Source organism: Mycobacterium sp., from assembly GCF_050700595.1.
GTDB lineage: Bacteria > Actinomycetota > Actinomycetes > Mycobacteriales > Mycobacteriaceae > Mycobacterium.
In genome coordinates this window covers 23,930-46,463 of record NZ_JBOHHI010000182.1, presented here as the reverse complement: position 1 = coordinate 46,463, position 22,534 = coordinate 23,930, and the positions used below count along the sequence as shown (strand labels likewise).

Genomic DNA, 22,534 nt, shown 5'->3' with positions numbered 1-22,534 from the left:
GTGACAGTGGAGATGTTCTACGACGACGACGCGGACCTGTCTATCATCCAGGGGCGCAAGGTCGGCATCATCGGATACGGCAGCCAAGGGCACGCGCACGCACTGAGCCTGCGCGACTCCGGCGCCCAGGTGCGCGTCGGGCTGAAAGAGGGCTCGAAGTCGCGGCCCAAGGTCGTCGAGCAGGGCCTCGACGTCGGCACACCCGGGGAGGTGGCCAAGTGGGCCGACGTAATCATGCTGCTCGCCCCCGACACCGCGCAGGCCGACATCTTCACCGGCGACATCGAGCCCAACCTGCAGGCCGGTGACGCACTGTTCTTCGGTCATGGCCTCAACATCCACTACGAGCTGATCAAACCGGCGGCCGAGATCACCGTCGCGATGGTGGCTCCGAAGGGGCCCGGGCACCTCGTGCGCCGCCAGTTCGTCGACGGTAAGGGCGTGCCGTGTTTGGTTGCGGTGGCGCAAGATCCGCGCGGTGACGGCTTGGCGTTGGCGCTGTCCTACGCCAAGGGCATCGGCGGCACTCGCGCCGGTGTCATCAAGACCACTTTCAAAGACGAGACGGAAACCGATCTGTTCGGTGAGCAGACGGTGTTGTGCGGTGGCGTCGAAGAGCTGGTCAAGGCGGGCTTCGAGGTGATGGCCGAAGCCGGCTACCCGGCCGAGTTGGCCTACTTCGAGGTGCTGCACGAGCTGAAGTTGATCGTCGACCTGATGTATGAGGGCGGCATCGGCCGGATGTACTACTCGGTGTCCGACACCGCGGAGTTCGGTGGCTACCTCTCCGGCCCGCGGGTGATCGACGCCGGCACCAAGGACCGGATGCGTGCCATCCTGCGGGACATCCAGGACGGCAGCTTCGTCAAGAAGCTGGTCGCCGACGTGGAGGCCGGCGGTAAGCAGTTGGCCGAACTGCGCAAGCGCAACGCCGAGCATCCGATCGAGGTGACCGGCAAGAAACTGCGCGATTTGATGAGCTGGGTGGACCGTCCGATCACTGAGACGGCCTAGTCCCTTTGCGCGACCGTGCGTGTCCCCGGTCCGACACTCCGTGTCCGTACCGGGGACACGCACGCTCGCCCGGGGGTCGGCTCGCCCGGGGGAGAGTCAATCCCACTTCCACCCGGCCATGGGCGGTGCACACTTGTGGCATGGAAAAACATGAGCTCACCGCGGTCGCGCTGACCACCGCGGCCCGGGCGTCGATGTCAACACGGTTGGCGTGAGCGCGCGCGCCGGCGGGCCCGAGACCGAGCCGCACCGCAAGCTGCACGGCATCTCAGACGTACGCGCGTTCTTTCACACCAACACCGTGCCGCTGTACTTCATCTCGCCGACCCCGTTCAACCTGCTCGGCATCGACCGGTGGGTGCGAAACTTCTTCTACCTGACCTACTTCGACTCTTTCGAGGGCGAACATCCGCGCGTGTTCGTACCCCGGCGGCGCAACCGCATGGACTTCGGGTCCATGGAGGATGTGTGCAATTACCTGCTGCGTGATCCCGAGACACTCGAGTTCATCGCGCGCCGAGGGCCCGGTGGCAAGGCCTGTTTCGTGATGCTTGACGAGGGAACCCAGGCCCTCGCGCACGAGGTCGGACTCGACTTCATCCAGCCGTCGGCGGCACTGCGCCATCGGCTGGGCTCCAAGATCGTCATGACGCGCCTGGCCGAGGAGGTGGGCGTGTCGAGCGTGCCCCACGTGATCGGGCGGGCGGGCACCTACGACGAACTGGTGGCGCTGGCGCACAGTGCCGGGCTGGGTGACAACCTCGTCGTTCAGGCCGCCTATGGCGATGCCGGCACCACGACGTATTTTCTGCGCGGTCAGCGCGACTGGGACCGTCACGGCGGTGAGCTGGTCGGGCAGGACCTCAAAGTGATGAAGCGCATCCGCAATGTCGAGGTGTGCCTGGAGGGCGTCGTGACTCGGCAAGGCACCGTGGTCGGCCCCGCGATGACGAGTCTCGTCGGTTACTCCGAGCTCACCCCGAACAAGGGCGGTTCCTTCGATGGTTCCCGCGTGTTGCATTCCCGGGAGGGGTCAGCTTAGCGACGGAACGAAACTGGTTGTTTTCGTGTTCTTCGTTTGGCCGCCGTTTGTGAGTTGACCTTTGCGCCAAGGCGCTTCGGGGTCGGCGAGGGTGTCGAGCATTAGCTGGCACCAGGTGAGCGCCGCATTGACCGCGAGGTGAGCGTGCCGGGTGCCAAGACCGACCCGCGCGGTTGCCGGACCGTGCCCGGTGCCCAGTCCATCGGTTGCGCAGCTCGGCGAGTCCGTTGGCGATGGTTGTGACCGCGCCGAGGATGCGCCTGACGCCGTCGCTGCCATCTGGTCTGGACCCGGTGGAGGGGTTGAGCCCGAGCGAAAGCTGTGCTGCACGAGCCAGTTTGGGTAGAGACCCCACACCAACCGAACGGAAGGCAGACCGGCGTGGCGCAACCCACCCCCTAATCAGGCCTTTGACCGCTTCAACCACACATCAAGGTGGTATCAGATTCGAGACCCTGGGGCGGCGGCCGGGGTCTTCACGATCGAGGTGCACCCCTGCCGCGGCTTCCCCTGAGACGCGCCGCCCTAACCGCGCTAACGCAGCCCGCCCAAGGAATCTCGGTCGATCAGGCATCCTCGATGACGGTGCAGATGGTGGCCGTCCGGTCATCGGTACAGCAGTCGTCCGCGCGGGCGCGCGTGTCAGCGAGTGTCCGGCGCAGGCTGCGTAGTTCGGCAATCGTGGTGTCAATGTCGGCGATCCGCTCGTCGAGCATGTCGCGGACCGCGGCGCACGGCGGCATACCACCGCCGCGGGTGGCGAGGATCTCGCGGATATCCTCCAGCCGCAGGCCCAGAGTGCGAGCCCGCCGGATGAAGGTCAGCAGCTCGATGTCGTGCTGGTCATAGAGCCGATACCCGGCAGGCGTCCGTTCGGCGCGCGGGAGCAGCCCTTTCGCCTCGTAGACCTTCACCGCCTTACGGGTCACACCGGCGGCTTCGGCGGCAGCTCCGATGGTCAATCCCGGCAGCGCCATAGTGTTCCACCTCCTTCGCTTTCCAGTATTGACCTGCACCCTGGGGCCAGGTCTAGCGTCGAAACCGTCCCTCGACCCCGACGTGAGCGAAGGAGGTGACGACGATGCCATTCCGCGAGGGTGAGGTCTACCGGTGCCCGGAAACCGGCTGCGGATGCGAACTGACGGTGACCAAGGCAGCCCCACCGGATTGTCCCGGCCAACAGGCACCGACATGCTGCTGCGGCAAGACGATGATCAAGAAGACCCCCTGATCACCACAACAGACGGCACACCAGCAATCGCGAAAGCCCCAGCGTGGCTGGGGCTTTTCGTTCACCCAGCACAGGTTCACCGCAAAGCGTGACTTTTCACCATCACTGGACCCCACGTGCCCGCTCCACCGCGCGGCCGCGCGTGCGACCCCTGACCTAGTTGGGGATCACTTTGTGGTGTTTGGCGTGTGGCGCGATCGGTGGGGCAGCAGGGTCGATAGCGACCGCGCGGCTCAGGCGGGCGTCGATGGAGTAGGCGCCAGCACCCACCAGCAGCAGGAACAGGCTGCCACACAGCTGGGCAAGGTCGACGCGGGATTCGTGGATGAAATCCCACCAGCCATGCTCTCCACGAAAGAGCGGACCGTGGCCCCAGAATATGGGCAGTTTGGTGATCAGCACCGCTCCCAGCATGTCGATGATCATGGGTACCACCGCCAACCGGGTCACGAGTCCGCCCAGAATGAGCACGCCGCAGCCGATTTCAAACACTCCATCCAGAGCGGCGAAAAACGCGGGCGCGGGGATGCCGGCCTTATCGAATCTGCCGGTGCCCAGCGAATCGGGTCGCAGAAACTTCAACACGCCCTCGCAGGCGAAGACCAAACCCACGTAGAAGCGGATCAGCAGGACCCCGGCTGGGGCGCGGGTCGCGAGCATTGGGGTCAGCCAAGACACGGCACGATCCATGAAAACCTACTCCTGACTGCCCGTCGGGCGATTCAAATCTGTCTGGCTCGCCGCGTGGTAATGCCGCGGCGTGTCGCATAGATCGCCATACCGATGGTGAGCACGGCGGCGCCGGTGATAACCGAGGTGAGGGGCAGCGCAAAGGCCAAAACCACGCAGCCGATAACCCCGACCACCGGGATTGCGGGATGAGGCCGGCCCTCGTCGCGGCGCAACGTGAAGGCCGAGGCGTTGGCGATCGCGTAATAGATCAACACGCCGAAGGAGGAGAACCCGATCGCGCCCCGCACATCAGCGCTGGCGGCCACGACCGCCACGGCGGTGCCGACCAACAGCTCGGCACGATGGGGCACTTTGTATCGGGGGTGCACCGCCGCGAGCATGCGCGGGAAATGGTGGTCGCGCGCCATCGCGAGGGTAGTGCGCGACACCCCAAGCAACAGCGCCAGCAGCGAGCCCACCGCGGCGACCGCGGCCCCGACTTGGACCACCGGCACCAGCCAACCCACCCCGGCCGCCTTGACGGCCTCCGAGAGCGGTGTCGCGGCGTGGGCGAGCCGCTGGGGACCCAACACGGCAAGTGCCGCCACCGCCACGATCGTGTAGACGCCCAAGGTGATGGCCAGCGCGAGCGGGATCGCACGAGGAATGGTGCGGGCCGGGTCGCGCACCTCCTCACCGAGGGTGGCGATGCGCGCGTAGCCGGCGAAGGCGAAAAACAGCAGGCCCGCCGCCTGCAGCACCCCGCCCAACGGCGCCCCGGCCACCTCGAGCCGGCCGGCGTGCACCGCGCCGGACCACATCGCCACCACCGTCACCGCGGCCAGCACTGCCAGCACGAACGCGACAATCACCCGGTTGAGCCATGCCGATTTTTGCACCCCGAAATAGTTGACGCCGGTCAGTGCCACCACCGCCGCCACCGCCACGGCGTGGGCCTGCGCCGGCCACGCATACGTGCCCACGGCCAGCGCCATCGCCGCACACGAGGCGGTTTTGCCGACCACGAATGCCCACCCGGCCAGATACCCCCAAAAGGCACCCAGCCGCTGACGCCCATACACGTAGGTGCCGCCCGAGGCCGGATACAACGCGGCCAGCCGCGCAGAGGAGGTGGCATTGCAGTAGGCCACCACAGCCGCTAACGCCAGGCCTAGCAGCAGCCCCGAGCCGGCGGCGTGAGCGGCCGGGGCCAGCGCAACGAAAATGCCGGCACCGATCATCGACCCCAGCCCGATCACAACCGCGTCGAACAGCCCCAACCGTCGCCGTAACTCATCGGGCATGCCGGTGGTCGAGATGTTCGCGGAGTTGTTGTCGGACACGCCAGTTCTCCTCAAAAGGCCGGGACCGCAGCACAACATGGCAGCGCATCACTTTCCAACTAAACCCATCAAATGGGTTTGATGTATCGTAGGCCGGGTGGTAATGGCCGATCCAGCGGGGGTTCCGCTGCTGATGCGGATCGCGGCACATCCGCTGCGCTGGGCGCTGCTGACCACGCTCGCTGCCGGTGATCGCCGCGTCCGGGAATTAGTCGCCGTGGTTGACCAGCCGCAGAATCTCGTCTCCTACCACTTAAGGCTGCTGCGCTCGGCACACTTGGTGGATACACGGCGCAGCAGCTTCGATGGCCGCGACAGCTACTACCACCTCAACTTGGCCCAGTGCGCCACCGCGTTCGGCGCGGCCGCCAGCGCACTGCATCCGGCCTTGGCACCCGACGCCGCCGGCAGTCGCGCGCGGGCGGCGGGCCGCTCGGTGCTGTTTTTGTGCACCGGCAATAGCGCCCGTTCACCGATGGCCGAGGCGCTGCTCCGCCAGCGCACCCACGGCCGTGTTCGGGTCGCGAGCGCGGGCAGCCATCCCAAACCGCGCCTGCACCCCAACGCGGTGCAGATCATGCGAGAGCAGTACGGGATTGATCTCGGCCGCCGCCAGCCCAAGCCGCTAGCTGCGGTCGCGCAGCGTCGCTTTGATTACGCGATCACGTTGTGCGACAAGGTCCGCGAATACCCCCGTGACCATGGCTCCGCTGTGGCGATGCACTGGAGTCTGCCCGATCCTGCCGCCGATGCCGGCACCGACCGCGCAAACCATGCCGCATTCCGCTCCGTGGCAAGCGAACTCAACACCCGCATCGAGTTCCTGCTGCCCATGCTCGCACACCTGGATAAACGCTAGTGCCGATCCCCGCGACCGAACTGCTCAGCCCTCGCTACCTCGTCGACAACGTCGACGGTGCTGACGACTTCCATACCACTCGTCTGGGATTAGCCTCGGACACAACACCACCCCGCCTGCGCCGAAGTCTTGCGGGGGCCGCTGCGGTTGCGGCTATCCGGGCCAATGGATAACGGAGCGCCCGTAACACCGTGACGAAACCCGGCAATTGGTCACCACCCTGGACTCGCGCCAGCCGCGGCTCCGCTGGCGATCCCCGATCCAGTGAATGGCCCAACGAAGAAGCGAAGAAAGGCCTGACCATGACAGAACAAATGCCGCCGACCGTGGGCCGACGTCGCCTCCTCGGGGTCTCGATGTCGTCCGCCGGTGTGATCGCCCTGTCGGCGTGCGGCAGCTCGCAGCCCAAGCCCAACCCGGGCCAGCCTGGCGGACTCTCCGAAGACGAAGTGGCGGTCACGCCACCCGAGGACTTGATGCGCGAGCACGGAGTGCTCAAACGCGTCTTGCTCGTCTATCGAGAAGGGATCCGCCGCCTGCAGGCCGGTGAGCAGAGTCCCGCTCAAGCGCTCAACGCGGGCGCGGGGATTATTCGAAGCTTCATCGAGGACTACCACGAACACCTGGAAGAACAGTACGTCTTCCCCAAGCTCGAACAAGCAGGCAAACTCACCGACATCACCAGGGTGTTGCGCACCCAACACCAGCGCGGCCGCGTGCTCACCGACCGGTTGCTCGCCGCCACCACCGGAGCGGCTACACCCGATCAGCCTGCGCGAGACGCACTGGTGCAAGACATGTCGGCGTTCATCCGGATGTATGAGCCGCACGAGGCGCGCGAAGACACCGTCGTTTTCCCCGCGTTGCGTGATGTGCTGCCCGCCAAGGAGTTTCGCGACATGGCTGAAACCTTTGAAGATGAGGAGCACCGGCGGTTCGGCCAGGCCGGCTTTCAAGGGGTTGTCGACAAAGTCGCCGATATCGAAAAAAGCCTCGGCATCTACGACCTAAGTCAATTCACCCCCAACCAATAGCTTCAAGTGGCGAATTTCGCGCACCAAAGCTGGTGCGTCCAGCAATCCTCACCCTCATGCACAACGCGCCACGGGGTCGCCTTAGTAACTCGAACGAACCTGGTTGTTTTCGTAAGCCCGCAAGGGGATCCCTAACCGGGAACACATCGGACACACTCGAATCGAACGCCAGAGAAGACCGGTCAGTAGCGGTTTGGTCTGTCACGTGACAGGGTGCAGGGGCCGAACGTTTGCTTTCGGCGTGGCGGCTTGGCGTTCGCGCTCGAGGGTGAGGACGTGAATGACGCGTTCCAGTCGTTTGACGGTTTCGCGTTCCACCACGAGTTCCGCGGAAAGCCTTGTGATGCGGTCTTGTAGCCCGTCTTTCTCGTCGAGAAGTTTTTGGAGTGCTTCCGGCACCTGGCCGTGTTGATCGACTTTTGCGCGGAACTCGTCCTGCAGATCGGTATGTCGGTGCGTCAGCAGCCAGCGCTTGACCTGGGCTTCGTCGGCTAACGATTTGACGGTCAGCTTGCCGTCGGAGTGCAGCGGTGACCCCTTTAGGAGGCGCTCCATTGCATCGCGGATTCTCCGTCGCTCTGCGTCCTCTGGTGCTGTGGTGCTCACGCCCGCCCCCGATTGGCGTCGTGGATGTGGACTTCGTGTTCGCGGCGGGTGATTCGCGTCAGGAGACGTTCGCGGATCGGTTCGGGTGTCAGCTCGCTGTTGGCCTCATCGCGTAGTTCGGCGATCTCGTGGCGCAGGATCTCGGCGTGGGTGTCGGTGCGGGCGGCGTTGGGGCAGTTGTCCCGGCAGCGAGTCATGTCTGGGGTCTTCGTGTGATCGCCTTGGCTGCTTTGCCTTTCGGGATGGCACAGAGCCTTGGCTTGGTCGTAGACGCACGCCAGTGCCCGGGCGGGGTTGTCGTAGATGCGTAATGCAGGGTTTCGCCGCAGTGCCGCCATCTGCCCTCGGGTCAAGAACGTGCCCTCGAACATCCGTTGGAACGCCCGGGCGCCGCTGATATAGCGCGCTGCCGCAGGGCCGGAAACCTGTTCTCCTGCGTCCAGTCGGCGTGCGCCATCGTGCAGGGTTTCGGCGACAGCCAAGGCCTCCTCCATCGGAAAGACATCCCGGAGGCCACCAGCGATCCGTGAGCCGTAGCCGTCGCTGGTGTAGCCACGCAGGTGGCCGTACTGCAGGCCAAGAGCGATACGGCCGCCGGGGATTCGGTAAATGAACCAGGCGAGTGTGCGCCGGAAACGCACCGGCGCGATAGCGCCCTCGGGATCCTGGGGGATCCTTTCGTGGAGCCGGCCTGTTCTGCTGCAGTGGGCGTTCCACCATTCGACGAACCGCCGAACACTGTCCGCTGCGGCCTCGTTGCTCACCGCACGGGCCGCCTCCCCGCCGCCGCGAGTCTTGAAATGCGCGTCGGTGAACACGTAGGGACCGTCGTGCACCGCCTCGGCCATGGCGATGGCCTGCGCCACGGGTTCCACGACCAACCAAGGCTGTTCGCGTTCTCGTCCACCTGGAATCGTGTTGCCTTCTTCGTCCAGCGCGTCCTTGAAGGATTTCCCGCGGATCTCGTAGTGCGCAGGTGTGCTGGGGTCAGCCTGCACAGGAGTGCAGCACCCTCGCCGCAGGGCGCGGCACTCTTCTGCCCTCATGCCTGACAGGTACGCGGTGACGATGAAGCAGGCACTCATCAAGTAATGGCGCAGAAGGCCGACTTCGTAGAAATCGATTGCCTCACACCATGGTGCGCCGTCGACGTGCCCGTTGATTGTGGTCGGCATCGGTGCGCCGCGCGTCACTGGGCGACCGCTCAACGAGCCGGTGATGCCGATACTCACTCCAAGACGTGCGGCCAGGTACTCGACGGCGAGATCGCTGCCATCAGGTGTTCGGTTTTGGCGGCCGACGGTGCCAGGCAGCGCGCGGCCGGAGGCCTGCAACTCGCGCAGATATGCCTGCACCTTCTCCCGGTGGTCTGGTTGGAACTTCGGCGGTATAGACGCCCGCATCTTGGCTTGGTCGGTGAGGGCGCCAAGGATGTCGGGGCCATAGATTTCGACGAAGCGCTGTGCGGCCAACAGCAGCGCTGACATGGACTGGGGATGCACTGGGGCAGTCCTGTTCCCCGTAATGTGGGTGGGTGGCCCGAGCAGGGCTTCGAGTCGGTCGTCCTCGTCCGACGTTTCTTCCCACGTGGGGCAGGCCAGCTGGTCGTCCTCTGGTAGGTGAGGAGCGATAAGCCAGATACGAGTGACGTTGAACAGCAAGTGCGACTTGAACTCTCGTCCGATATTCTTGCTGGTGACGAGTCTGGCATATGCCCGGAAGTCTTCTGGCATCACGGCGCGGAGCTGTTCGATGCGGCGATCGTGCAACCAGTTGAAGAAGTCGCGGATCAGTGGAAACAGTCCGGCGATTCCACCGGCGGATAGTCGGTCGCGGGTTGAGCTCGGACGGGTCAAGGCATCCAAGGGGGTCCGCTCGTTTATAAGCGACCAGATGATGCGGCGAGCGGTCTCGCGGTAGCAGATCGGGACGGTGGTGAAGTCAATCTTGAGCTTGGTGGTGGTCGTCTTGTTCGCCATCGGCCACAGCAGCCAGATGTCATCGCCGTAACGAGACTGCAAATCCTTGCTGATCTCAACGGAAACCGTGCGGAAGATAGCCTCGTCGGGCCGTGGGTCCGCGAATGCGTCCTGCTTTCGCGCCGCGCAGTGAGTACTCATGCATCCAGTCCTCTCGACAGCAGCCGCATGACAGCCGCTTCGTCGGCATCGGTAACCTGCTGCCTGGCTTGTTCTCGTTCCTGCGGTGTGGTGTTCGATGTCAATAGATCGATGAGTCGTCGGTGGTGGCTCGCATAGTCTTCGTCCCACACTGCGGAACTGACAGCCGAACCGATGCGCTCCAAAGCGTCGCCGAGGGCTACCAACCGAGGCAGATGAGCTGGTGTCGCGACAGCGTTCGAACATCCCAGGCACATCAAAAACGAGGCTCGGCAGGTTCGGTCAGCCCGATCGGCGAACGGACTGTGGGCGAAGTCCAGGCATGCCCCGGTCGCGGTGTTGAGCGCGCCGGAGATCAGGAGACTGATTTTCTCGGGCGGGACACGCAACCGCTCGGCGAGTGGGCCGGGGTCGGATTGTGCGGCTTCGATGTCATGCTCGGTGAGCGTGCGCATCGCAACGGTGACACGCGCATGCTCGATCGCTTCTGTCTGCCCTCGGATGATGACTGCCGCAGCTTCTTTGCGCGTCTGGGGATCGGAGCGCCGGTATATCGACTCGCTGACCGCCGGCGAGTTCTGACGGGGCCGGGTATTCAGCACTTGCTCGGTCAACCTCAGACGTTGATGACTGACTTGCAACGGAGTGCCATCATCGGCGAGTAGCGAGGTCCGGTCTTGCCAGCGACAGATGAAGTGGTACGCATTGGGCAACTTGGTGCGGAACTTCTCAGCGCCACTGTCGCCGCCAGCATTGCTGGTACGAAAGATCAGGAGCGATTCGGTCGGGTTTCCCAGCAGTGCAAGGGTTTTACGGGCTTGATCGGTCATTTCCAAGGCTTGGCCGATCACGCGGCTCGAATCGCCGGTGAGTGTCTCGTCGCTGAATCGTGCAGCCGGCCCCCGGCGCGGTTTGTCGAGATGCAGCACGCGGATCGGGTCCTCATCGAGATGATCGTCGGCGCGATCGACGTCGATCGTGAGGTTGTCGAGCACGGAGCAGTTGTAGCCGCGCTCGCATACCAGCAGGAAACTCAGCGACAGGGTCTCCGCGGAGTTGGGGAACAGGGCCTCGTTGATGGTGGTGGCGCCATCCAGGTTCACCAGCGCCCTTACTCGCGTGCTCAGGGCACCGTTCGCTGACCGCGGTGGTACGCACCCGGTGCGTGCAAGGTGGTCGAGGAACTCACCCGCGGTCCATTTGCGTCCCCGTATTGAGACCGCGGGGGCATCGGTGGGTTCGCCACCGGAATAGTAGGTGTCGAGGGTGGATAGGTTTGCATTGATGCGCCGCAACCCCGTCCGCACGATTAGCGAGGACGCTGATCGGATCCGCTGGAACTCCTCCCGGCTGTAAGCGTCGTAGAGACGAGTTTTCGGCTTGCGGTGACGGGCTCGCAGCGCCTTGCGGGTGGACTCCGCGACCCCGGGCGTGTTGCCGAGTAAACCCGCCATCAGCTGAATGACGCTCGGCCAGCGGTTCGTCGCCTCGACACTTGCGCGCCACGACCACCAGACCTCCGGTCGAAGTTCCTCGATTCGCTTCGGCGGATCAGACTGCTTCGCCATCGCGCGGATAAACGCGCGCAAAGCTGCCGCACCGCTGTTGGCGGAAGCGCTCGCACGCCAACGGCCGCCCTGCCCACACGCCACAGCAAAGCCTTGGACCAAAGACCGCAGAAGATCCGGCGGACACTCGAGACATCGGAAGTCGAATACCGTTGAAGTAGCGCCATCTTCGGTGACGTGCGTAACGATAAGGCCGGAAGGGTCGACCTGCGCCGGCCGGGTGTACCCCGCTGCCGGCATGGTGGCTGCGCGCCCTCGTGGCGGACCCGTCATCGCGGTTCCCCGACATCCTGAACGCGTGCAGACGACTGCGCGATCCGTCCGAGAAGCGCCTGGACTGAATCGTCTTCGGCATCGGCGTTGAGGAACATGTCCACCTGCAGCCCCTGCACTGGTTCGAGATAGCACGACCGTGTCGTCGAAAGTTCGACGTGTCCGAGCATCGTTTGCACCAACACCCACGGGTCGCCGAACAAATGCCGATATTCGAGCCGCTCTTGTTCGCTCAAACCGAGGCGCCTGTCGAACACATGGATCAAGGTGACCAACATGCGTAAAGCGAAGGAGTGTCGCAGCATATGCGGGTGACAGGAAATCGGAACGCCGAGCTTCTTGCATCGCTTGCTGGCGTGTGAAAAGACGGCCTCCCACGTCAGATAAGGCATTGGGTTTCCAGCCTCGGTCAGCCACAGCGCCAGCGGTTCGATCCCCGCCGCAGTCGGCCGGAAGAGGCGCTGTCGTGTTTCGCTGTCAAGGGCATCGAAATGCGTTCTGCCACTGCGGGCGCGCTCATCTTCGTAGGTGATGTCGCCGCGAGCATTGATGGCCGTGACCAGCATTCGCCCGTCCACCTCGTCATATCTGCCGGCCAGCTGAGCCCGGCGGACGGCGTCCGCCCGAGTCGATTTCAGGTAGCCGTCGATCCGCTGCAACGCGCGACGAGAGACCCAGAACTCCCGACCAGACCCCTTTGCGACGGCCTCACCAACGCCCCCGCGTACATATTGCTCCCCGCCCGCGGCTTCCGGCACCTCCGGCAGCAGAAGCGTCCCGGCTTCACGCAAGCGCAGCCCGCTTGCCCACATGAGGTCACTCATCGCGACGTTGCGGCCGTCATTGCGCCCCCGCCACCGCTCCGAGGGCAGGCCGTCGGCGTCGTAACCACCCAGCCCCACGTCACGCCATCGTCGATAGGCGCGAGGCGTCAGCCACTTGACCTTCACCGAGCGGACATTCGTTGGTTGAAGCTGAGGGCGTGTCGACTCCTTGCCGCTACGATTCCGAACCACTACCGACACCACGGGGCTCGACTCGATCGCGCCATCTTCGACCTGCCAGCGGTAGAAGCCGCCGCACGCCGCCAATTCCCGGGCGAACTTTGTCCCACTGACCCGACTCGGATTGTCGTTGTCACGACGACGCCAATACTCATAGTCGAGCACGGTCTCGTGGGTCGCTTGCCGCCAATCAGTCCCGTGGCGCGCAAGGAAAGACAGAAACACCTTGAGATCCTTCGCGTACGAATCTCGTGTATCTCGGGCGAGCCGCTGAAATGTCGGGCTCGCGAAATAGGCGATCACCGCCTGGTCGGCCGTGCCGTCAGGGCGCAGCAGGAATAGCTGGCCAGGCCTGATTCCGAGGCCGCTTTCGATTTCGTCCAGATCGTCCCAGCCCTCAAGCAAAGGCGAACTGAATCCACCCGTCCATTTCGTCCCGCCCGCACGGCAAAACCTCCAGTTGCCTGGCTCGGCCTCCGTCCGCATTACAACAATGTAATTCATAACACCGCGACTTTCTAAAGAACGCCGGCTGGTGCGGCAACGACGTCTGGCGCGGGGCGCTGACGCCCGAACAGACGCACACCGCGCGAGAAATGGTGCAAAAGCTGGGCGACGGTCTCTACCGCGAGGGGTATCGCGGCTACTTCGAGGTGGACCTCTTGCGCGACCTCGACTCGAATGAGCTGTACCTCGGCGAGGTGAACCCGCGCCTGAGCGGCGTAAGCCCGATGACGAACTTGACCACCGAGGCCTACGCCGACATGCCGCTGTTTCTCTTCCACCTGCTCGAGTACATGGACGTGGAGTACGAACTCGACATCGACGAGATCAACGCGCGATGGGAGCGGGGCTATGGCGGGAACGATGTCTGGAGTCAGCTGATGATTTGGGAGACCTCGCCGGGTGTCGAGCTCTTGACCGCGGCCCCACGCACGGGTGTGTGGCGCCTCGAAGATGACGGGCGCGTCTCCTTTGCCCGCTCCGGCAACGACTGGGCTACGCTGACCGACGAGTCCGAGGCCTTCTACATGCGTATCGCGGCGCCCGGCGACGTGCGCTGCAAGGGCGCCGAACTCGGTGTTCTTGTCACCCGGGGGCACCTGCAGACCAAGGACTACCGGCTCACCGAGCGCTGCCGGCACTGGGTCGGGGGCATCAAGGCGCAGTTCGCCTCGACACGCCTGACCCGGGGGGAGCCAACTGTCTCGCGGCTCGTCGCCCGAGCGTGAGGCATGGTCAGGGTGCCAGGTCCGGCATTTCCCGAATCCCGAACTCGTGCTTGAGGACTGAACGCGCCGCGTAGTAGCCGCACATGCCGTGCACGCCCACCCCGGGCGGGGTGGCCGCCGAGCACAGGTACGCCCGCCGAACCGGCGTGCGCCACGGGTCCAGCCGTGGGGTCGGCCCGGCAATCGCCTTCCGCAGGTGGTTGCTGCCGACGGCGATGTCACCGCTGACGTAGTTGGCGTTGTGGTCGGCGATGTGCGCGGCGGGCACGCTGCGGGCGGCCACCACCAGGTCGCGGAACCCCGGAGCGAACCGTTCGATGGCGGCGGTGACGGTCTCGGTCTGGTCCACCGGTGAGCCCGCCGGCACGTGCGCGTAGGTCCACATCGGGCGTCGGCCGGCGGCGTCGATCCGGGATCCGTCGACCAGGTGCGGCAATGCCCCCAACAGCATGGGCCGCTCGGCATGCCGGCCCGCGACCACCTCGGTTTCCGCGTGCGCCACCTGGTCCCGGTCGCCGCCAAGGTGCAACGTCGGCGCCCGCGCCATCCGCGGGTCGCGCCACGGCACCTCGTCGGACAACACGAAGTCGACCTTGGCCACGCCGGCACCGAACCGGTAGCGGCGCAACGCTTTCGCGTACCGCGACGACAACGCGTCACCGTAGATGCCCAGCAGTGCGGTCGGTGCGGTGTCGAAAACCACCACCCCGCTGGGCGGTTCGGTCACCTCGGTGCCGGCAGTCAGCTCGCCGCCGTGCGCGCGCAGGTCTGCGATCAGCGCGTCGGCGATCACCTGGCTGCCGCCCATCGGGATCGGCCAGCCGACCGAATGCGCCAACGGCGCCAGCAACACCGCTGCCCCGGCCGCGGTCAGCGACGGCAAACCCCGAATGGCGTGCGCGGCGACCCCGGTGTACAACGCGCGGGCGTCGACCCCGGTCAACGTCAGGTTCCAGGCATGGCTGCCCTGCGCGGCCACCCGCAGGCCCGCTCGCGCCGCGGTGAGCAGCCCGGACGGCACCGAGCGTTTGTCGCCGAGCACCAGCTCCAGCACGGCGTCGTTGTGACGGACCAGCGGAGCTAGCAGCCGCCGCCATGAGGCGCCGTGCTCCAACTCCGCGCAGGTGCGGTCCAGATCCCGGTAGGCGATCGCGGCCGGCCGACCGTCCAGCGGGTTGGCGTAGGAGATCTCCGGCACCGCCAACCGCACCCCGCGTGCGCCCAGGTCGAACGCGGCGAAGAACGGCGACGCCAACGCCAGCGGATGCACCGCCGAGCACACGTCGTGGCTGACCTCCGCGAATTCCGGGTCGGCGGCGGTGCGCGCCCCGCCGCCAAACGTCGGCTGAGCCTCGATGACCTGCACGCACAGCCCGGCGCGGGCGCAGACGACGGCCGCGCTCAGCCCGTTGGGTCCGCTGCCGACGACGGTGACGTCCATCCCGTGATGGTAGGGACCGCGCGCGGTCAGGTCAGCTCGGGTCGCACGCCGAGCACCGGCTGTCTGACCGCACCGTTGGAGAATTCCGGGCACCACGGTCGGTGGCCGTTGTCATCGGCCCACACCAGTTGCAGTGCCCGCACGTCACTGCCGTAGAACGCCACCGCCACATTCATGTGCGCATCGGGATGTTCCACCTGGACGACGGCCAGCATCGGCCCATTAGGTATCGAGATCCACTCACCGGGCACCGGCCGTCCACCGTCCACGAGATATGCGGCGACACTGTTGAGCACCCGCACCGCCCGTTCCGGCGCCAGACCCGTCACCAACAGCTCGGGCAGTCCGCGCTCATGTAGGCCAACCGTGTAGGCGTACGGCGCGCGATCGCTTTCTACGAATTGCACCGCCCACCCGTGTTTGACCACCAGCTCATGAATGGCATCGAGCCATTCTTCCTCGGTGGCTTCCGGGTGATCGCACTTCCAGCACATAGCTGTTCTCCCTCCGTTCGTCGTACCCGCCACCATGCACACGGGCACCGACAAACCAGCCGTGAGACCAGCCCACTACGCTGTCGGCCGTGAGCCTGCCTGTCGTCTTGATCGCTGACAAACTTGCCGAATCCACCATCGCCGCACTCGGCAACGACGTAGAAGTGCGCCGGGTCGACGGTCCGGACCGGGAGAAACTGCTGGCGGCGGTCCGCGAGGCCGATGCACTGCTGGTGCGCTCGGCTACCACCGTCGACGCCGAAGTACTGGCCGCGGCGCCCAAACTCAAGATCGTCGCCCGCGCCGGCATCGGGCTGGACAACGTCGACGTCGACGCCGCCACCGAACGCGGTGTGATGGTAGTCAACGCGCCGACGTCGAATATCCACAGCGCCGCCGAGCATGCGTTGGCGCTGTTGTTGGCCGCCGCACGCCAGATCGCCCCGGCGGACGCCTCGCTGCGTGCCCACGAATGGAAGCGTTCGTCATTCTCCGGCACCGAGGTCTTCGGCAAGACCGCCGGGGTCGTCGGTTTGGGCCGGATCGGGCAGCTGGTCGCTCAGCGGCTCACCGCGTTCGGTGCCCACGTCGTCGCCTACGACCCATATGTGTCACCGGCGCGGGCCGCGCAGCTGGGCATCGAGCTGCTGGCCCTCGACGAGCTGCTGGCCCGCGCCGATTTCATTTCGGTGCATCTGCCCAAAACAACCGAGACGGCCGGGCTTATCGACAAGGAGGCGCTGGCCAAGACCAAGCCGGGGGTGATCATTGTCAACGCCGCCCGTGGTGGCCTGGTCGACGAGGCGGCGCTGGCCGAGGCCATCACCAGCGGGCATGTCCGGGCAGCCGGCGTCGACGTATTCGCCAGCGAGCCGTGCACCGACAGCCCGCTGTTCGACCTGCCCCAGGTCGTCGTGACCCCGCACCTGGGCGCCTCCACCGCCGAGGCCCAGGACCGGGCCGGCACCGACGTTGCGGAGAGCGTGAAACTGGCGCTGGCCGGCGAATTCGTTCCCGACGCGGTCAATGTCGGGGCCGGGGTGGTCAGCGAGGAGGTGGCGCCGTGGCTCGACCTGGTGCGCAAGCTCGGCGTGTTGGTGGGCGCGCTGTCGGACGAACTGCCGGTATCGCTGTCGGTGCAGGTGCGTGGCGAGCTGGCTTCCGAAGACGTTGGGGTGCTGCGTCTTTCAGTCCTGCGCGGCCTGTTCTCGGCGGTCATCGAGGACCCGGTGACGTTCGTCAACGCCCCGGCGCTGGCCGCCGAACGCGGGGTTGCCGCCGAGATCAGTACGGCCACCGAAAGCCCCAACCATCGCAGCGTCGTCGACGTGCGGGCGGTGGCCGTCGACGGCTCGGTCGTCACCGTCGCCGGCACCTTGTCCGGGCCGCAACTGGTGGAAAAGATCGTGCAGATCAACGGTCGTAACTTCGACCTGCGGGCCGAGGGCATCAACCTGGTGGTCAACTACATCGACCAACTCGGCGCGCTGGGCAAGATCGGTACCCTGCTTGGCGCGGCCGGGGTCAACATTCAGGCCGCCCAGCTGTCCGAGGATGCCGAGGGCCCCGGCGCAACGATCCTGTTGCGCCTGGACCGCGACGTGCCCGCCGATGTGCGGTCGGCGATCGGCGCGGCCGTCGACGCCTACAAGCTCGAGGTGGTCGACCTGTCATGAAGTTGGCGATCATCGGCGGTGACGGCATCGGCCCGGAGGTTGTGACCGAAGCGGTCAAGGTTATCGACGCCGTACTGCCCGGCGTCGATAAGACCGATTACGACTTGGGCGCACGCCGTTTTCACGCCACCGGCGAAGTGCTGCCCGAATCGGTGCTCGGCGAACTACGGGCACACGACGCGATCCTGCTCGGCGCGGTCGGCGATCCGTCGGTGCCCAGTGGCGTGCTGGAACGCGGTCTGCTGTTGCGGCTCCGCTTCGAGCTGGACCACTACGTCAATCTGCGACCGGCTCGGCTGTACCCGGGGGTGCGCAGCCCGCTGGCCGGCGACCCGAAGATCGACTTCGTGGTGGTGCGGGAGGGTACTGAAGGGCCCTACGCCGGCAGTGGCGGCATTATCCGCGCCCGCACTGCGCAGGAGATCGCCACCGAGGTCAGCGTCAACACCGCCTACGGGGTGCGCCGGGTGGTGCGGGATGCGTTCGAACGCGCCCGGCGACGGCGCAAACACCTGACCCTGCTGCACAAGACCAACGTGATCACCTTCGCCGGGGACCTGTGGTGGCGCACCGTGCAGCAGATCGCTGCCGAAGAATACCCCGACGTCGAGATCGCTTACTGCCACACCGACGCCGCGACCATCTACATGGTCACCGACCCCGGACGGTTCGACGTGATCGTCACCGACAACCTGTTCGGCGACATTGTCACCGACCTGGCCGCCGCGGTGTGCGGTGGGATCGGACTGGCCGCCAGCGGCAACATCGACGCGAGCCGCACCAACCCGTCGATGTTCGAGCCGGTACACGGCAGCGCACCCGATATCGCCGGTCAGGGGGTCGCCGATCCGACCGCGGCGATCATGTCGGTGGCGTTACTGCTTTCCCACGTCGGCGAAGACGGCGCGGCGGCGCGGATTGACCGGGCGGTCGAGGCGCATTTGGCGACTCGGGGGACCGATCGGTTTTCGACGCGCCAAGTCGGCGAACGGATCGCCGCTGCGCTCTAGCCTCCAGCCCGGGCGGCAGCACACCGGCGGGCACCACCGGTGTCGCAGCCAGTGGAAACAGCGCGCACGCCGCGAACGCCAGCGGATAACCGGCGGTAGCAATCAGGGCGCCGAACAACGGCGGACCGGCGCCCGCGGCGAGCCGCTGGTAGGTGTTTTGCGCGCCCAGTGCACGCCCACTCCAGTACGGCCCCGCGCACTCGGTGATAGCGGTGGACTCCAATCCGTTGTCCAGCACGGCGATCACCGACGCGGCGACCATGAACGCGACGGCGAATGCCGAGCCGACGTGGTCGGTGAATGCCAACAACAACAAGGTCAACGCTCCGGCGACGGCGATCGTGCGGACCGGCCGCAACCTGGAGCCGACGCGATCGGACCACCGGCCGGCCAGGATGCGGCCCAGCGCGCCGAGCAGCTGTGAGATGGTGACCAGCGCACCGGCCGACGTGATCGACCAACCACGGTTGTTGATCAACCAGACCAGCATGAAGGTCACCGTCACCGTCTGCGGCATCATCAGCAGCGCCGAAGCCGCGTGGATTCGCCGCAGCACGCGCGTTCCGCGATACGGGTTGGCCAACTCCTCGTCGGTGGCAGCCGCTCGTGGTTTGCGCGGCGGGTCGAGTACGCCGATCGCACAGGCGGCGGCCGATACCGTGCACAAGATCGCGGGAAACATCAGCCCGGCAGGTGCGCCGCGTTCGGCCAGCTCTGGAATCACCAGGGCGCCCATGGCAATTCCAAGCGGCTGCGCGGTCTGTCGGATGCCCATCGCCAGGCCACGTTGATGCGGCGGGAACCACCCGGACACCAACCGGCCGCCGGCGCTGTTACAACTGGCCGCCGCCATGCCGCCGACGAACAGAAACGCCCCGATCGCCAGCAGCGAGTGCACCGATGCCGCGCCGTAGGCTGCGGCCGCGGTGAGCGCCGAGCCGATCGTGAGCACGATCCGTTCGCCCACGCGGTCCAGCAGGTAGCCCCAGGCGACGAGGGTGACCACCATGCCCCAACTGGGCATCGACGCCAACAGACCGGCATCGGCCAGCGGAGTTCCGCGTGCATTCTCCAGCGCGGGGATCAGAAAGGCGACACCGTTGATGAGGACAAACGCGCTGGCCGTCGCCCCCAGCGAGATGGCCACCATCGACCAGCGGGTCCCCGCACTGATCGAGGCGTTCGGCATCAACCCATGGTTCCACACGCATTTGGGGCGTGCGGGTGGCGGAACACCAGAACTCAGATCAGATGGAAGCTGCGACTGGCGATGAAGCCGGGCCGAGGAGCGCGGGCACAGAACGGTTCGACCAGTGTGTTTTCGACGCTGTTGTAGACGATGAACACGTTCGAGCGGGGGTAAGGGCTGATGTTGCTGCTCGATCCGTGCATGCAGTTGCTCTCGAAAAACACCGCCGAGCCGGCCGGTCCGGTGAACTGGCGGATACCCCGCTCGGCGGCCAGCCAGGTCAGGCTGGCGACGTCGGGCGTGCCGATCTCCTGACGTCGCAACGACGAGCGGTAGTGGTCCGGCGGAGTCTCGCCCGGGCAGGACACGAACCAGTTATGCGAGCCGGGAATGATCAGCAACGAGCCGTTGCAGTCCAGGTTCTCGGTGAGCGCGACCGACACGCTGACCGCTCGCGGGGCGGGCATACCGTCTTCGGCGTGCCAGGTCTCGAAGTCGGAGTGCCAGTAGAACTCCTGGCCGTTGAACCCCGGCTTGAAGTTGACCCGGCTCTGGTGCACATACACGTCGGAGCCGAGCAACTGGCGTACCGGGCCGAGTATCCGCGGATCGGCAACCACGGCGGCAAATGCCGGGCTCACCTTGTGAACCTCGAAGATCGACCGGATCTCCCCGCTATCGAGCTCGAGCACCGAGCGTTCGTCGTCGGCCAGCACCGGGTCGGTCCGCAGGGTGTCCAGCTCGGCCCGCAGGTCGGTGACAACGTCGGGGTCCAGCAGGGCGTCCACGGACAGGAACCCATCAGCGTCGAAACGGTCGACCGTGTGCGAGTTGAGCGGACCGCTGAACTGATCGCGAGCCCACACCACGGGGTCGTGTCGTGGTTCGACCCCGATCTTGACGTTGTCGCGGGTCGGATAGCGGTCGGTCACCGCAGCGGTCACGAGGCCGCGTCCTCCACGACGAGCGGGTAAGCCCCGGTCTCGTCGTGCACCTCCCGGCCGGTGACCGGCGGGGTGAACACACACACCATGCGCAGCTCGGTGCGGGCCCGCACCCGGTGATGCTCGTGGCCGTCGAGCAGGTACAGAGATCCGTCCCGCAGCGGATGAGTCTCCCCGGTCTCGTCATTGACCAGTTCACCTTCACCGCCGACGCAGTACACCGCCTCGACGTGGTTGGCGTACCACATCTCGGTCTCGGTTCCGGCGTTGAGCACGGTGTCGTGCATCGAGAACGGCTGGCCGTCGCTGGCCAGCAGTAGCCGCCGGCTGCGCCACGTGCGCGCTTCGACGTCACGGTCGGTTCCGTCGATCTCGCTCAGCGTGCGGACGATCATCGAGCGCTCCCTCCGGTCGCGCCGACCAGTTCGCGGGCCGTGACCGCCTCGATCGACTCGGTCATGATCGCCAGGCCGTGATTGAGCTCGGCGTCGTCGATCACCAGCGGCGGCATCAGTTTGACCACCTCGCTCTCGGCACCCGATGTCTCCAGCAGCAGCCCCTTGCCAAAGGCCTCCTGGCACACCGCGCTGGCCAACTCGGGACGATCGAACGCCACGCCCTGGACCAGGCCGCGCCCGCGTACGCAGGCTCCCTCGACCGGCCCGACCACGTCGTCCAGCGTCCGCTCGATCTGCTCGCCCTTGCGCAGGACTTTCTTGGTCAGCTGGTCGTCGGTCCAGAAGTCGAGTGCGGCGGTGGCGGTGACGAACGCCGGGTTGTGGCCGCGGAAGGTGCCGTTGTGCTCCCCGGGCTCCCACTGGTCGAGTTCGGGACGGAACAACGTGAGCGCCATGGGCAGCCCGTACCCGCTGATCGACTTGGACAGGCAGACGATGTCGGGGACGATGCCGGCCGGCTCGAAGCTGAAGAACGGCCCGGTGCGCCCGCAGCCCATCTGCACGTCGTCGACGATCAGCAGCAGTTCGTGGCGACGGCACACCGCGGCCAGCCCGCGCAGCCACTCCAGGCGGGCCACATTGACCCCGCCCTCACCCTGCACGGTTTCGACGATCACCGCGGCCGGACGATTGAGACCACTGCCGCTGTCTTCCAGCAGCCGCTCGAACCACATGAAGTCGGGCATGCTGTCGTCGAGGTAGTGGTCATAGGGCATCGGCGTGGCATGCACCAGCGGAATGCCGGCCCCACCACGCTTCATCGAGTTGCCGGTGACGGACAACGCCCCCAACGTCATGCCGTGAAAGGCCTTGGTGAAGCTGATCACACTTTCCCGGCCGGTGACCTTGCGGGCCAGCTTCAGCGCTGCCTCCACCGAGTTGGCGCCGGTGGGCCCGGGGAACTGGACCTTGTAGTCGAGTCCGCGGGGCCGCAGGATCACCTCGTCGAACCGCTCCAGGAAAGCAGCCTTGGCGACGGTGCCCATATCGAGGCTGTGCACCACCCGGTCGGCGGTCAGGTAGTCGAGCAGAGCAGCCTTCAACTGGGGATGATTGTGGCCGTAGTTGAGGGCGCCCGCGCCGGCGAAAAAGTCCAGATATTGCCGTCCGTCGGTATCCCATAGGTGGCAACCGGACGCCTTGTCGAACACCACCGGCCACGATCGGCAATAACTGCGCACCTCGGATTCAAGTGCTTCGAAAATGGTCAATTTTGTTTACCTTCCGTCCGTGTGTAACACAACGGAACGGAACGACAGGCCGAGTCGGCACGGCAACAGGCACGCGGCCGCAGGAATCCCCGCTCGTCTTGGACGTGGCTTAG

19 protein-coding genes and 4 pseudogenes are annotated in these 22,534 nt (G+C 65.8%); 8 read left to right on the top strand and 15 right to left on the bottom strand.

The annotated features are described in order from the left end of the window. The first annotated feature begins 12 nt into the window (after window positions 1-12). Both ilvC and ACRDTL_RS17185 read left to right on the top strand, forming a co-directional pair. Window positions 13-1,014, top strand: coding sequence for a ketol-acid reductoisomerase (gene ilvC, locus ACRDTL_RS17190; protein ID WP_431507913.1), 1,002 nt, complete (start codon window positions 13-15; stop codon window positions 1,012-1,014). A gap of 211 nt (window positions 1,015-1,225) precedes the next feature. Beyond that, window positions 1,226-2,005: pseudogene (locus ACRDTL_RS17185) on the top strand (biotin carboxylase); the annotation flags it as partial. Window positions 2,006-2,047: 42 nt separating this feature from the next. Here the strand turns inward: ACRDTL_RS17185 and ACRDTL_RS17180 are convergent. From ACRDTL_RS17180 to ACRDTL_RS17170, 3 genes and pseudogenes are all read right to left on the bottom strand, one after another. After that, window positions 2,048-2,335 (bottom strand): abortive infection family protein, encoded by a 288-nt coding sequence (locus ACRDTL_RS17180; RefSeq protein ID WP_431507904.1) that lies wholly within the window; start codon window positions 2,333-2,335, stop codon window positions 2,048-2,050. Beyond that, window positions 2,271-2,411: pseudogene (locus ACRDTL_RS17175) on the bottom strand (hypothetical protein); the annotation flags it as partial. The pseudogene ACRDTL_RS17175 and the gene ACRDTL_RS17180, both read right to left, overlap by 65 nt. 211 nt (window positions 2,412-2,622) lie before the next feature. Next, window positions 2,623-3,033: a heavy metal-responsive transcriptional regulator gene (locus tag ACRDTL_RS17170; protein ID WP_431507903.1), complete on the bottom strand. Its 411-nt coding sequence runs from the start codon at window positions 3,031-3,033 to the stop codon at window positions 2,623-2,625. 104 nt (window positions 3,034-3,137) lie between these two features. Between ACRDTL_RS17170 and ACRDTL_RS17165 the strand changes: the two genes are divergently transcribed. After that, window positions 3,138-3,287, top strand: coding sequence for a hypothetical protein (locus ACRDTL_RS17165; RefSeq protein ID WP_431507902.1), 150 nt, complete (start codon window positions 3,138-3,140; stop codon window positions 3,285-3,287). A 156-nt stretch (window positions 3,288-3,443) separates the two neighbouring features. Here ACRDTL_RS17165 and ACRDTL_RS17160 read toward each other — a convergent pair whose 3' ends face one another. Both ACRDTL_RS17160 and ACRDTL_RS17155 read right to left on the bottom strand, forming a co-directional pair. Further along, window positions 3,444-3,977, bottom strand: a complete 534-nt coding sequence (locus ACRDTL_RS17160; RefSeq protein WP_431507901.1) for a DoxX family protein — start codon at window positions 3,975-3,977, stop codon at window positions 3,444-3,446. 32 nt (window positions 3,978-4,009) lie between these two features. Beyond that, entirely contained in the window at window positions 4,010-5,263 is a 1,254-nt protein-coding gene (locus tag ACRDTL_RS17155; protein ID WP_431507912.1) for an APC family permease, read from the bottom strand. Between the two features lie 142 nt (window positions 5,264-5,405). Here ACRDTL_RS17155 and ACRDTL_RS17150 point away from each other — a divergent pair, with 142 nt between their 5' ends. Both ACRDTL_RS17150 and ACRDTL_RS17145 read left to right on the top strand, forming a co-directional pair. Continuing rightward, window positions 5,406-6,161, top strand: a complete 756-nt coding sequence (locus ACRDTL_RS17150; RefSeq protein ID WP_431507900.1) for an ArsR family transcriptional regulator — start codon at window positions 5,406-5,408, stop codon at window positions 6,159-6,161. Window positions 6,162-6,463: 302 nt separating this feature from the next. Next, the gene (locus ACRDTL_RS17145; RefSeq protein ID WP_431507899.1) at window positions 6,464-7,195 is read left to right on the top strand and encodes a hemerythrin domain-containing protein; all 732 of its coding nucleotides are present in this window, start codon (window positions 6,464-6,466) and stop codon (window positions 7,193-7,195) included. 201 nt (window positions 7,196-7,396) lie between these two features. On the opposite strand, the gene ACRDTL_RS17140 is transcribed toward ACRDTL_RS17145, so the two are convergent. From ACRDTL_RS17140 to ACRDTL_RS17125, 4 genes are read right to left on the bottom strand one after another with little or no spacing between them, the layout of a single operon-like run. Next, complete coding sequence (locus tag ACRDTL_RS17140) at window positions 7,397-7,801, bottom strand: hypothetical protein (RefSeq protein WP_431507898.1); 405 nt, start codon at window positions 7,799-7,801, stop codon at window positions 7,397-7,399. Further along, window positions 7,798-9,921, bottom strand: coding sequence for a hypothetical protein (locus ACRDTL_RS17135; RefSeq protein WP_431507897.1), 2,124 nt, complete (start codon window positions 9,919-9,921; stop codon window positions 7,798-7,800). The genes ACRDTL_RS17140 and ACRDTL_RS17135 overlap by 4 nt, the downstream gene beginning before the upstream one ends. Beyond that, window positions 9,918-11,729, bottom strand: coding sequence for a hypothetical protein (locus tag ACRDTL_RS17130; protein ID WP_431507896.1), 1,812 nt, complete (start codon window positions 11,727-11,729; stop codon window positions 9,918-9,920). The genes ACRDTL_RS17135 and ACRDTL_RS17130 overlap by 4 nt, the downstream gene beginning before the upstream one ends. A 29-nt stretch (window positions 11,730-11,758) precedes the next feature. Continuing rightward, window positions 11,759-13,252, bottom strand: coding sequence for a site-specific integrase (locus ACRDTL_RS17125; RefSeq protein WP_431507895.1), 1,494 nt, complete (start codon window positions 13,250-13,252; stop codon window positions 11,759-11,761). Window positions 13,253-13,299: 47 nt separating this feature from the next. Between ACRDTL_RS17125 and ACRDTL_RS17120 the strand changes: the two are divergent. Beyond that, window positions 13,300-13,998 (top strand): annotated as a pseudogene (locus tag ACRDTL_RS17120) (biotin carboxylase); the annotation flags it as partial. Window positions 13,999-14,005: 7 nt separating this feature from the next. Here ACRDTL_RS17120 and ACRDTL_RS17115 read toward each other — a convergent pair. Both ACRDTL_RS17115 and ACRDTL_RS17110 read right to left on the bottom strand, forming a co-directional pair. Next, the gene (locus ACRDTL_RS17115; protein ID WP_431507894.1) at window positions 14,006-15,439 is read right to left on the bottom strand and encodes a phytoene desaturase family protein; all 1,434 of its coding nucleotides are present in this window, start codon (window positions 15,437-15,439) and stop codon (window positions 14,006-14,008) included. Window positions 15,440-15,465: 26 nt separating this feature from the next. Then, complete coding sequence (locus ACRDTL_RS17110; protein ID WP_431507893.1) at window positions 15,466-15,933, bottom strand: DUF4262 domain-containing protein; 468 nt, start codon at window positions 15,931-15,933, stop codon at window positions 15,466-15,468. Between the two features lie 89 nt (window positions 15,934-16,022). Here ACRDTL_RS17110 and serA point away from each other — a divergent pair, with 89 nt between their 5' ends. Both serA and ACRDTL_RS17100 read left to right on the top strand, forming a co-directional pair. Next, on the top strand, window positions 16,023-17,609 hold the full coding sequence (gene serA, locus ACRDTL_RS17105) for a phosphoglycerate dehydrogenase (RefSeq protein WP_431507892.1): 1,587 nt from the start codon (window positions 16,023-16,025) through the stop codon (window positions 17,607-17,609). After that, window positions 17,606-18,619 (top strand): 3-isopropylmalate dehydrogenase, encoded by a 1,014-nt coding sequence (locus ACRDTL_RS17100; protein WP_431507891.1) that lies wholly within the window; start codon window positions 17,606-17,608, stop codon window positions 18,617-18,619. The genes serA and ACRDTL_RS17100 overlap by 4 nt, the downstream gene beginning before the upstream one ends. A 133-nt stretch (window positions 18,620-18,752) precedes the next feature. Here ACRDTL_RS17100 and ACRDTL_RS17095 read toward each other — a convergent pair. The 4 genes and pseudogenes from ACRDTL_RS17095 to ectB all read right to left on the bottom strand — a co-directional run. Further along, window positions 18,753-19,769: pseudogene (locus tag ACRDTL_RS17095) on the bottom strand (MFS transporter); the annotation flags it as partial. Window positions 19,770-19,861: 92 nt separating this feature from the next. Beyond that, on the bottom strand, window positions 19,862-20,752 hold the full coding sequence (thpD, locus tag ACRDTL_RS17090; protein WP_431507890.1) for an ectoine hydroxylase: 891 nt from the start codon (window positions 20,750-20,752) through the stop codon (window positions 19,862-19,864). Beyond that, window positions 20,749-21,147, bottom strand: a complete 399-nt coding sequence (locus tag ACRDTL_RS17085) for an ectoine synthase (RefSeq protein ID WP_431507889.1) — start codon at window positions 21,145-21,147, stop codon at window positions 20,749-20,751. Before ACRDTL_RS17085 ends, thpD begins: the two co-directional genes overlap by 4 nt. Beyond that, complete coding sequence (ectB, locus tag ACRDTL_RS17080; protein ID WP_431507888.1) at window positions 21,144-22,421, bottom strand: diaminobutyrate--2-oxoglutarate transaminase; 1,278 nt, start codon at window positions 22,419-22,421, stop codon at window positions 21,144-21,146. The genes ACRDTL_RS17085 and ectB overlap by 4 nt, the downstream gene beginning before the upstream one ends. Window positions 22,422-22,534 lie beyond the last annotated feature (113 nt).